8 protein-coding genes are annotated in these 14,008 nt (G+C 70.9%); all 8 read left to right on the top strand.

Annotated features, from left to right (window positions below; all coding sequences use genetic code 11):
* The first annotated feature begins 58 nt into the window (after positions 1-58).
* The 8 genes from ACFVJQ_RS21740 to ACFVJQ_RS21705 all read left to right on the top strand — a co-directional run bounded on the left by ACFVJQ_RS21740 (position 59) and on the right by ACFVJQ_RS21705 (position 13,947).
* A complete protein-coding gene (locus ACFVJQ_RS21740; RefSeq protein ID WP_385785940.1) occupies positions 59-4,180 on the top strand; it encodes a ribonuclease E/G in 4,122 nt (1,373 codons plus the stop codon).
* A 231-nt stretch (positions 4,181-4,411) separates the two neighbouring features.
* Positions 4,412-4,732, top strand: a complete 321-nt coding sequence (rplU, locus tag ACFVJQ_RS21735) for a 50S ribosomal protein L21 (protein ID WP_004931419.1) — start codon at positions 4,412-4,414, stop codon at positions 4,730-4,732.
* 14 nt (positions 4,733-4,746) lie between these two features.
* Entirely contained in the window at positions 4,747-5,001 is a 255-nt protein-coding gene (rpmA, locus tag ACFVJQ_RS21730; protein WP_030051735.1) for a 50S ribosomal protein L27, read from the top strand.
* A gap of 131 nt (positions 5,002-5,132) precedes the next feature.
* Positions 5,133-6,569 carry a GTPase ObgE gene (gene obgE, locus ACFVJQ_RS21725; RefSeq protein WP_385513807.1) on the top strand — a complete coding sequence of 479 codons (1,437 nt, stop codon included), beginning with the start codon at positions 5,133-5,135 and terminating at the stop codon, positions 6,567-6,569.
* A 187-nt stretch (positions 6,570-6,756) separates the two neighbouring features.
* The gene (locus tag ACFVJQ_RS21720; RefSeq protein WP_385513806.1) at positions 6,757-8,307 is read left to right on the top strand and encodes an alkaline phosphatase D family protein; all 1,551 of its coding nucleotides are present in this window, start codon (positions 6,757-6,759) and stop codon (positions 8,305-8,307) included.
* Between the two features lie 525 nt (positions 8,308-8,832).
* Entirely contained in the window at positions 8,833-10,329 is a 1,497-nt protein-coding gene (locus ACFVJQ_RS21715; RefSeq protein ID WP_385513804.1) for a D-ribitol-5-phosphate cytidylyltransferase, read from the top strand.
* A gap of 124 nt (positions 10,330-10,453) precedes the next feature.
* The gene (locus ACFVJQ_RS21710) at positions 10,454-12,526 is read left to right on the top strand and encodes a hypothetical protein (protein WP_385785935.1); all 2,073 of its coding nucleotides are present in this window, start codon (positions 10,454-10,456) and stop codon (positions 12,524-12,526) included.
* 197 nt (positions 12,527-12,723) lie between these two features.
* Entirely contained in the window at positions 12,724-13,947 is a 1,224-nt protein-coding gene (locus ACFVJQ_RS21705; protein WP_385513802.1) for a glycosyltransferase family 2 protein, read from the top strand.
* The last annotated feature ends 61 nt before the right edge of the window (positions 13,948-14,008 follow it).

Raw genomic sequence — 14,008 nt, 5'->3', positions numbered from 1 at the left:
CCGGCATACCCGCCGGACCAGGTGCGGCGCCCGGGAGCCTGACGGGAGAAACGCCCGCATGCTCGAGCCGATCGAACCCACTGAGCCCACCACGGGCCCCGAACTGAACACCCCCAGCGACACCCTGCCGCCGCGCCGTCGGCGCCGTGCCGCTTCCCGCCCGGCGGGACCGCCGACCGCCACCTCCGGCACCCCGGCCGAAACCGTCACGCCGGCCATACCGGCTGCCGAGTCCACCGAGATTGCTTCGGCGGAGGCCGAGGAGGCGGTCGAGGTCATTGAGGCCCAGGAGACCGAGGCCGCCGCTGAGACTGTCGAGACCGCTGCTGCCGCCGGTGACGAGGCCGCCGCGCCTGCCGGTCGTACGCGTCGGCGTGCGACTCGCCGGGTCTCCGCGCCTGCCGCGTCCCCCGCCGCCGCGGAGGCCGCCGAGACCGTGGTGCCGGTGACGGCCGCGGCTCCGGCCCCTGCCGAGGTTCCCGAGGAGAGCGCGGCTGCCGAAGTCGCCGAAGTCACCGAGGAGCCCGCTCCGCCGCGGGCCCGGCGCCGGGCCACCCGTCGTGTGTCGGCGCCGGTCGCGTCCCCGGAGGGCGCCGAGGCCACCGAGACGGTGGTGCCCGCGACCGCTCCGTCCGCCACGCCGGTGAGCGAGGCCGCCGAGGCACCGGCCGCCGAGGCCGAGCCCGCCGAGGCCGAGCCCGCTGAGGAGGTTGCGCCGGCCGGTCGTACGCGTCGGCGTGCGACCCGTCGCGTGTCCGCGCCCGTCGCGTCCCCCGCTGCGGCAGAGGCCGTCGAGGAGCCCGCTGCCGCGCCGCAGACCGAGGCCGCCGCGCCCGCACCGGAGACCGCCGAGGAGGCGGCTCCGCGCCGCACCCGTCGGCGTGCCACCCGCAGGGCCGCCGCACCGGCCGGGGAGCCCACGAGCGAGCGGACGCCGTCCGGTGCCGAGGAAGCCGAGGCACCCGCCGCTGCCGAGGTTCCCGCCGGGCCCGAGACGCCCGCCGCCGTCGAGGTGCCGGTGACCGCGGCCCCCGCCGTCGCCGCCCCCGAAGCCGTCGCCGACCAGGGCGGCGAGGGCGGTACGTCGCGCCGTGCCCGGCGCCGGGTCGTGCGCAAGGCCGCCACCGGGTTCGCCGCCCCCGCGCAGCAGGACGTCGCGGAGGGCGAGGCCGAGTCGCCGCGTCGGCCCGCACGGCCCGCGGTCGCCGTGTTCCAGGCGCCCGTGTTCACCGAGCCGCAGTTCCAGACGCCCGAGCGGGCCGCCGCCGAAGCGGCCGCCGAGGCGGCGGAGGAGGCCCCTGAGGCCGAGGAACTCCCCGAGGAGCAGCCCGGGCCGCGGCGTCGCCGCCGTCGCCGGGGTGCCGAAGAGCCCGAGGCGCAGGCCGCCGAGACCGTCGTCGAGGACGAGGCGGAGGAGGAGGCCGAGGAGGCCGCCGAGGGTGACGAGGGCGAGGAGACCGGAGCGCGTCGCCGTCGTCGTCGCGGTGGCCGGCGCCGTCGCCGGGGCGAGTCCGCCGAGGGCGAGTCCGGCGAGGGCGACGAGGTCGAGGAGCTCGCCGCCGAGCAGGCCGCGCAGGACGCCGAGGACACCGCCGAGCAGGTCGAGGAGGACGCCGAGGAGGACGACCGGGGCGCTGAGTCCGGTGGCTCGTCCACCAGCAGCCGGCGTCGCCGTCGCCGGCGTCGTCGCGCCGGCGACTCCGCCCCCGACACCGAGCCGTCCGCCGACGACCCCGAGCGCACCGTCGTCAAGGTCCGCGAGCCCCGCCCGAAGGCCGAGCCGTCCGACGAGGTGCAGTCCATCAAGGGCTCGACGCGTCTGGAGGCCAAGAAGCAGCGCCGCCGCGAAGGGCGTGAGCAGGGCCGCCGCCGCGTTCCGATCATCACCGAGGCCGAGTTCCTGGCCCGCCGCGAGGCCGTCGAGCGCGTCATGGTGGTCCGGCAGAACGGCGACCGTACGCAGATCGGCGTCCTGGAGGACGGCGTGCTCGTCGAGCACTACGTCAACAAGGAGCAGTCGACCTCGTACGTCGGCAACGTCTACCTCGGCAAGGTGCAGAACGTGCTGCCGTCGATGGAGGCCGCCTTCATCGACATCGGCAAGGGCCGCAACGCGGTTCTCTACGCGGGTGAGGTGAACTTCGAGGCGCTGGGCATGGCCAACGGGCCGCGGCGTATCGAGTCCGCCCTGAAGTCGGGCCAGTCGGTCCTCGTCCAGGTGACGAAGGACCCGATCGGCCACAAGGGCGCCCGCCTCACCAGCCAGGTCTCCCTCCCCGGCCGCTACCTCGTGTACGTCCCCGAGGGCTCGATGACCGGCATCAGCCGCAAGCTGCCCGACACCGAGCGGGCCCGGCTGAAGACCATCCTCAAGAAGATCGTCCCCGAGGACGCGGGCGTCATCGTGCGCACCGCCGCCGAGGGCGCGAGCGAGGACGAGCTGCGCCGGGACGTCGAGCGGCTGCAGGCGCAGTGGGAGGACATCCAGAAGAAGGCGAAGAACGGCAACGCGCCGACGCTGCTGTACGGCGAGCCGGACATGACCGTCCGCGTCGTGCGCGACATCTTCAACGAGGACTTCTCCAAGGTCATCGTCAGCGGAGGCGACGCCTGGCAGACCATCCACGGCTACGTCGCGCACGTCGCGCCGGATCTGGCCGAGCGGCTGCAGAAGTGGACCAGTGAGGTCGACGTCTTCGCCACGTACCGGATCGACGAGCAGCTCGCCAAGGCGCTGGACCGCAAGGTCTGGCTGCCCAGCGGCGGTTCGCTGGTGATCGACCGGACCGAGGCGATGGTCGTCGTCGACGTCAACACCGGCAAGTTCACCGGCCAGGGCGGCAACCTCGAGGAGACCGTCACCAGGAACAACCTGGAGGCGGCCGAGGAGATCGTCCGCCAGCTGCGGCTGCGCGACCTCGGCGGCATCATCGTCATCGACTTCATCGACATGGTGCTGGAGTCCAACCGCGATCTGGTGCTGCGCCGCCTGCTGGAGTGCCTGGGCCGGGACCGGACCAAGCACCAGGTGGCCGAGGTGACCTCGCTGGGGCTGGTGCAGATGACCCGTAAGCGGGTCGGGCAGGGGCTGCTGGAGTCGTTCTCCGAGACCTGCGTCCACTGCAACGGCCGCGGTGTCATCGTGCACCTGGACCAGGCGGTCACCACCGGTGGCGGCGGCAAGCGCAAGAAGCGTGCACGGGCCGGTGCCGAGCAGCCGGAGCAGCCGCACGAGGTCATCGTCGGCGGGATGGTCGAGGTCGGCGAGACCGCCGAACAGGAGGCGGAGACCGAGGCCGAGGTCGCGGCCGAGGCCGCCGAGCCGGTTGCCCTGCCCGCTCCGGAGTTCGCGCCGGACGAGGAGCTGTACAGCAGCGTCGCCGAGGCGGAGGCCGCGGCCACCCGCGGTCGTTCGCGGCGCCGGGCGAGCCGGCGGGCGTCGGCTCCGGCCGGTGCGCCGAGGAGTGAGGCGGACGGTGGCCCTGTCCAGGCCCCGACGGCTCAGGACGTGACGACAGCGGAGGAGGTCGCGCGTCCGGTACAGGTGGAGCCGGCCGCCGAGGCGCACGCCGAGCCCGTGGCCGTCGAGGACCCGGTCGTCGAGGCGCCGCCGGCCGCCGAGGCCGCTGAGGAGGCCGCGCCCAAGGGCCGTACCCGTCGTCGGGCCACCCGCAAGGTGTCCGCGCCGGCCGGTTCGCCCGCGTCGGCGTCGGCGGAGTCGGCTGTGGTGACGGTCCCCGAGACCGCGCCGGAGGTGCCGGAAGCCCCGGTGACGCCGGAGCCGGCCCAGGCCGAGGTGCCGCAGACCGAGGCGCCCGCCGAGCCCGCCGCCCCGGCACGTCCGCGGCGCCGTGCGGTGCGCAAGGCCACCGCGCCGACCGCGTCCGAGGAGGCGGCCGTCGTGGTCGTCCCCGCGGCACCGGCGGCGGAGGAAGCCGTCGAGGCCGAGGGCGAGGAGGCGGCCCCGGCCAAGAAGACGGCCCGTAAGACGGCCAAGAAGGCGACCGCGAAGAAGGCCGCCACCAAGAAGACCGCGGCCAAGAAGACGGCCGCAAAGAAGGCGACGGCCAAGAAGGCGGCGAAGACCACCGCCAAGACGGCCGCGAAGTCGGCGTCGAAGAAGACCGCGGCGGCCCAGCAGACGCTGCCCTCCGTCACGGCCTCCACCGACGAGGACTGACGTCCGTGTGCGGTGTGCTGCCGGGTGACCGGCCGCACACCGCACGGGCCCGGCCCGGTTTGACCCCTTCGGCCACGGCCCCGTAACCTTGACCGTCGGCGTGTCCACAGACGCGCCACATCCCCGTAAACCTCTTCCTCCCGGGCACGGCGTGACCGGGAGAGGCTGCCCGCCTGCCGCGGGTGGCTGGACTGCGGGGGTGCCGTTCCCGAGCGAGAGAGTGAGATCCGCGTGTACGCCATCGTGCGCAGCGGTGGTCGCCAGCACAAGGTTGCTGTCGGCGACATCGTTGAGGTTGACAAGATTTCCACTGCCAAGGTTGGCGACACGGTCGAGCTCTCGACCCTGCTCGTTGTCGACGGCGACGCTGTGACCAGCGACCCGTGGGTGCTGGCCGGCATCAAGGTCCAGGCCGAGGTCGTGGACCACCACAAGGGGCAGAAGATCGACATTCTGCGCTACAAGAACAAGACCGGCTACCGCCGTCGTCAGGGCCACCGCCAGCAGTACACGGCGATCAAGGTCACTGAGATCCCCGCGGCTGCGAAGTAAGGGACTGAGGAGAGATGGCACACAAGAAGGGCGCATCGTCCACCCGTAACGGTCGTGACTCCAACGCTCAGCGCCTCGGCGTGAAGCGGTTCGGCGGTCAGGTCGTCAACGCGGGCGAGATCCTGGTCCGCCAGCGCGGTACCCACTTCCACCCCGGTGCGGGCGTCGGCCGTGGCGGCGACGACACGCTGTTTGCGCTGCAGGCCGGTGCGGTGGAGTTCGGCACCAGCCGTGGCCGCAAGGTCGTGAACATCGTTCCGGTCGCCTGATCGGAAACTTTCGCGAGGCGGACCTCACTTCCCTTCGGGGAAGCGGGTCCGCCTTTCGCGTGTTTCATTCGGTAAGACTTATTCGTACTCCCCCAGCCTTCGGCCGGGGGGACCCCCAGGAGGCACATCCCATGACCACCTTCGTGGACCGCGTCGAACTGCATGTCGCCGCGGGTAACGGAGGCCACGGCTGTGCCTCCGTCCACCGTGAGAAGTTCAAGCCGCTGGGCGGGCCCGACGGCGGCAACGGCGGGCGTGGCGGCGACGTCATCCTCACCGTCGACCAGTCGGTCACCACCCTGCTCGACTACCACCACTCCCCGCACCGCAAGGCCACCAACGGCAAACCCGGCGAGGGCGGCAACCGCTCCGGCAAGGACGGCCAGGACCTGATCCTGCCGGTGCCGGACGGAACCGTCGTGCTCGACAAGGCGGGCAACGTCCTCGCCGACCTGGTCGGGCAGGGGACGTCGTACGTCGCCGCGCAGGGCGGCCGGGGCGGGCTCGGCAACGCGGCGCTGGCCTCGGCGCGGCGCAAGGCGCCCGGGTTCGCGCTGCTCGGCGAGCCGGGGGATGTGCAGGACGTCGTCCTGGAGCTGAAGACGGTCGCCGATGTGGCGCTCGTCGGCTATCCGAGCGCCGGCAAGTCGTCGCTGATCTCGGTGCTGAGTGCGGCCAAGCCGAAGATCGCGGACTACCCGTTCACCACGCTGGTGCCCAACCTCGGTGTCGTGACCGCCGGTTCGACGGTGTACACCATCGCCGACGTGCCCGGACTGATCCCGGGCGCCAGCCAGGGCAAGGGGCTCGGCCTGGAGTTCCTGCGGCACGTGGAGCGGTGCAGCGTGCTCGTGCATGTGCTGGACACGGCGACGCTGGAGTCCGACCGCGACCCCGTCTCCGACCTCGACGTCATCGAGGCCGAGCTGCGCGAGTACGGCGGGCTCGACAACCGGCCGCGGATGGTCGTCCTGAACAAGATCGACGTCCCGGACGGCAAGGACCTCGCCGAGATGGTGCGGCCGGACCTCGAGGCGCGTGGCTACCGCGTCTTCGAGGTGTCGGCGGTGGCGCACACGGGGCTCAAGGAGCTGTCGTACGCGATCGCCGAGCTGGTCGCCAAGGCGCGGGCGGCCCGGCCGAAGGAGGAGGCGACGCGGATCGTCATCCGGCCGAAGGCCGTGGACGACGCGGGCTTCACGGTCGTACGCGAGGAGGACGGCCTGTTCCGGGTGCGCGGTGAGAAGCCGGAGCGCTGGGTGCGGCAGACCGACTTCAACAACGACGAGGCCGTCGGGTACCTCGCCGACCGGCTCAACCGGCTCGGTGTCGAGGAGGAGCTGGTCAAGGCCGGCGCCCGCGCCGGGGACGGCGTGGCCATCGGGCCCGAGGAGAACGCCGTCGTCTTCGACTGGGAGCCGACCGTCATGGCCGGCGCGGAAATGCTGGGCCGGCGTGGCGAGGACCACCGCCTGGAGGCGCAGCGGCCGGCGGTGCAGCGACGCCGGGACCGGCAGGCCGAGCGGGACGAGGCGCAGCAGGAGTTCGACGAATTCGAGCCGTTCTAGAACCGGCGTTCGCCCGCTGATCGACCGTCCGACCCGTTGCGGCAAGGGAGTGTTTCCCGGGCCGTGACGGGTCTTCTGTTGTCTCCTTGCTTGTCATGCACGTGCATCCCTGAATTCAGCGGGCGGACCGCCCGGGCGCGTGAGCTTCCCCTTGTCCAAGAGGCCAGCGAGGCAAGGGAGTTCGCCGATGACCGGTGCCGTATCGCCCGACCGACGCCGCTTTCTGACCGCATCAGCCGCCGTGCTCGGCGCCGCCGCCTCCGCCCAGCTGTGGCTGCCGTCCGCCGCCAGAGCGGCCGAAACCCCGCTGCCCGACGGGGTGTTCAGCCTCGGCGTGGCCTCCGGCGACCCGCTGCCCGACGGCATCGTGCTGTGGACCCGGCTCGCCCCCGACCCGCTGAACGGCGGCGGTATGCCCGAGCGCACGGTGTCGGTGGAGTGGGAGATCGCCGAGGACGCGCGGTTCAGCAGGGGCGTGCGGCGCGGAGTCGCCCAGGCACGGCCCGAGTACGGGCACAGCGTTCACGTGGATGTACGGGGGCTGCGTCCGGGGCGTGACCACTGGTACCGCTTCCGCACCGGCGGTCAGCTCTCGCCCACCGGCCGCACCCGCACCGCACCGAGCCGGCAGAGCTCCGGCGGCACCCTGCGCGTCGCGCTCGCCTCCTGCCAGAACTGGCAGCACGGCTACTTCACGCCGTACGCCGACATGCTGGCCCAGGACCCGGACGTCGTGGTGTTCGTCGGCGACTACATCTACGAGTCCGTACCGTCGGCGACGGCCCTGCGCCGGCACGAGGGGACCGGTGAGCCGTACAGCCTCACCCAGTACCGCAACCGGTACGCCCAGTACCGCACCGACCCGGACCTCGGGGCGATGCACGCGAACGCCCCGTTCGTGGTCACCTTCGACGACCACGAGGTCGACAACGACTTCGCCGGCGACATCCCGCAGGACCCCGACAAGCAGCCGCACGACGCGTTCGTGGCCCGGCTGACCGCGGCCTACCAGGCGTACTACGAGCACATGCCGGTCCGTGCGAGCGCCCTCCCGAACGGCCCCCACATCCGGATGTACCGCCACCTGGAGTTCGGCCGCCTGGCCCGGCTCAACGTGCTGGACACCCGGCAGTACCGCAGCGACCAGGCGACCAGCCAGGCTGGCGCCATGGACCCGTCGCTCACCATGCTCGGCGCGGACCAGAAGCAGTGGCTGCTGAACAACCTGCACAACTCGCCCGCCCGCTGGAACCTGATCGCCTCGCAGATCATGATGGCCGAGACCGATCTGCTGGTCGGCGAGGGCAAGCAGTGGTTCTACGACGCCTGGGACGGCTACCAGGCCGAACGCAACCAGTTCCTCAAGGAGTTCAGGAGCGTACGCAACCCGGTCGTGCTGACCGGTGACCGGCACCTGACGATGATCAGCGACCTGAAGGAGGACTTCGCCGACCCGGACTCCGCCGTCGTCGGCGCCGAGTTCGTCGGCACCTCCATCTCCAGCAACGGCGACCAGGACCAGGCCGCCTTCCGCAAGGAGTGGGACCCGCGCATGCCGGACAACCCGCACTGGAAGCTGCTCGACGCCCACCGCGGCTACCACCTCTTCGACATCCGCCGGGACGGCATCGACGCACGGGTCCGGGTCGTCGACACGGTGCGGCAGCCGAAGGCGACACCGAGCACACTGGCCAAGCTGCGGGTCGAGGCGGGCCGGCCCGGAGTGCGGCTGGTCTGACGCCCCGTACGGGATACGCCCTGGGTCTCACCGGAGTCCCAGGGCGTTTTTCTTGCCCTCGCCGAGACCGAAATGCTGCGGAATCTTGACCAGGAATTCCGCGCCAATGAGCTGCCGGGCGGGCTGTATTCGCGGCTGATACGCAATGGCGCTGTGATGCACATGAAGAACACGTGCAGCCCGTCGCCGCAGGACGTGAAGATCTGCACCCGAAGGCCGCGGCGCCGTGCGGTACACGGCACCCGTCACGTCGCGTACCGTTCACCAGACGTCTTCCAAGGAACTGGTGAAGGTCCTCGGTCACCGCTGAGCCGTCACCAGGTCACTCTCGGCAATCGCCAACTCCCTGTGGAGTTACTCACAGCAATTCCCGAGGTGCCCCTGGAAGGTCTCGCCGGTTCACCAGGGCCGCAAGGTGAATGACAGGTTGCGCGCACATATGCGGTGGCCATCGCTCACCTTGCATCGCGGTTACCCGGAGTGGGACCATTTGCAAGTTCCCAGTCGCCCCAAGGTAGGTCACCTGTGTCACAGCACATAGCCAAGCCCCGTACCACCGCAGTGATCCTGGCCGGCGGTACCGGTCAGCGCGTGGGTCTGTCGATCCCGAAGCAGCTGCTGAAGATCGCCGGCAAGGCAGTCATCGAGCACACGCTGACCACCTTCGAGAAGGCCGACTCGATCGACGACATCATCGTGCTGATGGCGCCGGGTTATGTGCCCGACGTGGAGAAGATCGTCGCCAAGGCCGGGTTCACGAAGGTCTCCAGGATCATCGAGGGCGGCTCGACGCGGAACGAGACGACCGAGCGCGCCATCTCCGCCCTCGGCGAGGGCCTGGCCGAGGGCGAGGACCTCAACGTCCTCTTCCACGACGCCGTCCGCCCGCTGCTGTCGCAGCGTGTCATCGACGACTGTGTGGCCGCACTCGAGCGCTACCAGGCGGTCGACGTCGCCATCCCGTCCGCGGACACCATCATCGTGACCCGCACGCACGGCGAGGACGGCGAGTTCATCACCGAGATCCCGGACCGCTCCCGGCTGCGCCGCGGCCAGACCCCGCAGGCCTTCAAGCTGTCCACGATCAAGCGGGCCTACGAGGTCGCGGCCGGCGACCCCAACTTCCAGGCCACGGACGACTGCACGGTCGTGCTCAAGTACCTGCCGGACGTGCCGATCCACGTCGTCGCGGGCGACGAGTACAACATGAAGGTCACCCAGCCCGTCGACGTCTTCATCGCCGACAAGCTGTTCCAGCTCGCCTCCACGGCCGCGCCGGAGCAGAACGGCGAGGAGGACTACCGCGAGCTGCTCACCGGCAAGACCGTGGTCGTCTTCGGCGGTTCGTACGGCATCGGCAAGGACATCTGCGAACTCGCCGGGTCCTACGGCGCGAACGTCTACGCGCTGGGCCGCTCCACCACCGGCACGCACGTCGAGAACCCGGAGGAGGTCGACGACGCGCTGTCCAAGGCGTACGCCGAGACCGGGCGCATCGACTACGTCGTCAACACGGCGGGTGTGCTGCGCATCGGCAAGCTGGCCGAGACCGACAACGCCACCATCGAGGAGGCGCTGAAGGTCAACTATCTGGCGCCGGTGCAGATCGCCCGTTCTGCTTACAAGTACCTCGCCGAGACCAAGGGCCAGTTGCTGCTGTACACCTCCAGCAGCTACACCCGCGGCCGCGCCGAGTACAGCCTCTACTCCTCGACCAAGGCCGCCATGGTGAACCTCACCCAGGCCCTGTCCGACGAGTGGGCCGGCGACGGCATCCGCGTCAACTGCATCAACCCGGAGCGCACCGCCACCCCGATGCGCACCAAGGCCTTCGGCCAGGAGCCGGCGGGCACGCTGCTGTCCTCCGAGGCCGTGGCCCGCACCTCGCTCGACGTGCTGCTGTCCGAGCTGACCGGCCATGTCATCGACGTCCGCCAGCAGGACCCGACGGCCGACGCGAGCAGGGCCTCCGGCTTCGAGCAGGCGCTGGCCGGCGTCCTGGACCGTCAGGACGGCGTGTAATATTGACGCCCATTAGATTTCAGTAATTCAGGCCTCTGTGTGCGCCCGTTAACGGGTTGTTCGCAGAGGCCTGAATCCGTACGCGAACAAAACCGGCATCCCCCTCCAAGAGCAGGTTTCCCAAGTGATTTCCACCGCTATACGCGTCGCCCGGGTGGGCAGCGCGGCCGAGCTGGCCGCGGCGGCCCTCATGATGCTGGGCTTCCCGGTGCTCATGCTGGCCGCGCTCGTCCCGAGCGTTCCCGCCTTCGCGGCCGCGGCCGCCGCGACGTATCTGGCGGACCACTATCTGCACCGCAAGGGCAGCTACCTGATCAACCGGCTCAGCAAGGTCCGGGCCGGTCTGTCGATCCGCTTCCTGATCCGGCAGCTGCTCCTGGTGCTGCTGCTGGCCCGGCTGTCCCTCTCGGACGACCTGATCTTCTACGGCGCGATCGCCTGCTTCATCGCCTTCTACGGCCTCCAGGCCCCGCACGGCGCCCTGGTCACCCTGATCCGCAACCGCCGCCGGATGCCGGTCGCCACCCGCAATGTCGACCTGGCCTCCCGCGTCCGCATCCCGGACGCCCCGCCGCGCGGGCTGCTGCACCGCTCGGCCGAGAAGATGCTCCACCTCGACCTCGCCGCGGTCGTCGGCGTGCTGGTCTCGGCCGCCGTCGACTCGGCCGTGGCCGGATTCGTCGGCATCGGTGTGACGCTGGTCCTGGGCTGCGGGTACGTCCTCGCCCTGATGCCGTACGTCCGCGGCCGCCGGATCCCGCCGCGCGCCGAGGTCGTCCTGGCCGCCGTCGACGACTGGCTGCGCGAGTACCGGCCCGAGACGGTGCTGTACTTCTCCGGCTCCAAGGACTCGGCGTACCAGGTCAACATGTGGCTGGAGACCATGGAGCAGCTGGACTCCAGGCCGCTGATCATCCTGCGCGAGCGGGCCATCCTGGACCGCATGGCGCCCACCACCGTCCCGGTCATCTGCGTGCCCGGAGGGGTGCACCTGATGAACATGGACCTGTCCACGGTGCGGGTCGCGCTGTACGCGGCGAACGTCGGCAAGAACATCCACATGCTGCGCGTCCCGACCATGAAGCACGTCTTCATCGGCCACGGCGACAGCGACAAGCTGGCCAGCGTCAACCCGTTCAGCAAGGTGTACGACGAGGTGTGGACGGCCGGCCGCGCGGGCCGCGACCGGTACGCCATCGCCGACGTCGGCGTCCGCGACGACGACATCGTGGAGGTCGGCCGCCCGCAGCTGGCGCCGATCGAGACCTGGCAGGGCGTGCCGGAGGGTCGTATCCCGACGGTGCTCTATGCGCCCACCTGGGAGGGCTGGGACGGCAACCCGGGCAACACCTCGCTCGTGCTCGCCGGCGAGAACATCGTGAAGAAGCTGGTGAAGGCCGACCCGCCGGTCCGCGTCCTGTACAAGCCGCACCCCTTCACCGGCACCGTCAGCAAGGAGGCCGGCGCCGCCCACCGGCGCATCACGGCGCTGGTCGAGCAGGCCGCCGCCGAGCGCGCCGCCGACCCGCGCTTCACCGCCGACGCAGCCGCGCAGGCCGCCGCCAAGGCCGAGCTGGCCCGGATCGAGGCCCGGCTCGCCGAACTGTCCGGCGCCGGCGGTGAGAAGGGCGACGAGGCCGAGGCGACCCGCGACGGCCTGATCGACGTACGCAAGCACGAGGAGATCGCCCGGCTGCGCGCCGAGTGGAACGACGCCTACTGGCGCTCCTTCCCGGCGTACGAGCACCGGGTCATCACGGGCGCCGAGCCGCGTCTGTACGACTGCTTCAACGTCTCCGACGCGATGGTCTCCGACATCTCCAGCGTGGTCTCCGACTTCATCGCGAGCGGCAAGCCGTACGCGGTCACGGACTCCGCGGAGCTGGGCGTGGAGGAGTTCAAGCGGCAGAACACCGCGGTGCGCGCCGCCACGATCCTGTCCAACAGCGCCGCCGAGCTGGGCGAGCTGCTGGCAGCGGTGCGCGACCCCGCGGCCGACCCGCTGGCCGAGGACCGGGGGGAGCTGAAGCGGTACCTGCTCGGACCGGACGAGCCGAAGTCCATCGACCAGTTCAACACCGCCGTGGCGAACCTCACGCTGAAGGCCGAGACCCGCAACCTCGGCCAGGAGTCCCGGGCCGCGGCCGGTGCCGTGGAGGAGGTCGAGCCGGAGGACGCCGAACAACCGGCGCGCTGACCGGCCACCCGTAACAACCCCTGTCGGCCCCCGAGAAGCACCTGCTTCTCGGGGGCCGAACGTTTTGCCCCCTTCGCTCGTACTGTGACTTGAGTCACCAACGTGGCTGACCAGGGCAACCGCTTGCCCCAGTGGACCGTCTACTAAGAAGCGATAGAGGAGATACGGGAGGAATCTTCCGTTAACTGGGGGGAAATGTGACCGTGACGCAGCCTGATGTCAGTGTGATCATCGGGGCGTACGAAGCGATGCCGTATCTGGTCGAGTGCCTGGCGTCGGTCGAGGCGCAGACCATCGATCCGGAGCGCATCGAGGTCATCGCGGTCGACGACGGGTCGACCGACGGTACGGGGGAGTACCTGGAGGAGTTCGCGGCCCGCGCGCCCATGCCGGTCACGGTGATCCGGCAGGAGAACTCCGGCGGGCCCAGCGGCCCGCGCAATGTCGGCCTGGGCAAGGCGGCCGGGCGGTACGTGTTCTTTCTCGACGCCGACGACCGGCTGGGCGCCGAGGCGCTGGAGCGGATGGTCGCCATGGCCGACCGCAACGGCACCGATGTGGTCCTCGGCCGGGTCGTGGGCGTCAACCGCTCGGCACCCAAGTCGATGTGGGGCAGGACGCTGGAGCGTACGGACGTCTTCTCGTCCAAGATCAAGTTCACGCTCAGCGCGCAGAAGCTGTTCCGCCGCGAGCTGCTGGAGCGGCACGGGATGCGGTTCGACGAGTCCCTGTGGACCGGCGAGGACGCGCTGTTCACGATGGAGGCGTATCTGCGGGCGAACGGCGTCTCCGTGCTCGCCGACTACACCTGCTACTACTTGGTGGGCCGCGAGGACGGCAAGCACGTGACGAAGAGCGGCAGTTACACCCTGCGCTTCGACTCCGCGCGCGCCCTGATGCAGCTGATCGCCGACCTGGTCCCGGCGGGTGAGCGACGCGACGCGCTGATGGTCCGCCCCTTCCTGGTCACGCTGCTGCCGCAGTTCGGGCCGAAGTTCCTCACGGACAGCGAGGAGGTACGGCGGCACAAGATGGAGCTGGCGAAGCCGCTGATGGAGGCGTACTGGCGGGACGGGATCGGACGCCGCATCAAGGTCCAGGAGCGGCTGCGGCTGCATCTGGTCGCCGAGCAGCGGCCCGAACTCCTCGTGGACGTCCTGCAGTTCCTCAAGGCCAAGAAGCAGCCGGCGGCTCTCCTGGAGAAGAAGGGCCGCCGCCTGTACCTGGCCTACCCCCACTTCCGCGACCGCGCGGCCGGCGTCCCCGACTCCGTCTACCTCGCCGAGCCGCACGAGGCCCGCCCCTTCCCGGGGTACCGCGAGGGGGGCGCCGAGTCCCTGCTGCGCAGGGCGGCGCGCAAGGCGCGGCGGATGCTGACGTCACGCTCGTCCACGCCCGGTGGACGGGCGGCTGCGGCATGAAAACGCGGGACGAGGCGGGGGAAAATCCCTCCGCCTCGTCCCGCAGTTCCAGGTGACGGCC

It is taken from the genome of Streptomyces sp. NPDC127197 (assembly GCF_042672405.1).
Lineage (GTDB): Bacteria > Actinomycetota > Actinomycetes > Streptomycetales > Streptomycetaceae > Streptomyces > Streptomyces flavusporus.
This window is presented reverse-complemented; position numbering and strand designations above follow the sequence as displayed.

What these genes read in the sequence shown, in the direction of transcription:
- ACFVJQ_RS21740 (WP_385785940.1), top strand. Translation starts at nt 59, where the DNA reads ATGCTCGAGCCGATCGAACCCACTGAGCCCACCACGGGCCCCGAACTG.
- rpmA (WP_030051735.1), top strand. Translation starts at nt 4,747, where the DNA reads ATGGCACACAAGAAGGGCGCATCGTCCACCCGTAACGGTCGTGACTCC.
- obgE (WP_385513807.1), top strand. Translation starts at nt 5,133, where the DNA reads ATGACCACCTTCGTGGACCGCGTCGAACTGCATGTCGCCGCGGGTAAC.
- ACFVJQ_RS21720 (WP_385513806.1), top strand. Translation starts at nt 6,757, where the DNA reads ATGACCGGTGCCGTATCGCCCGACCGACGCCGCTTTCTGACCGCATCA.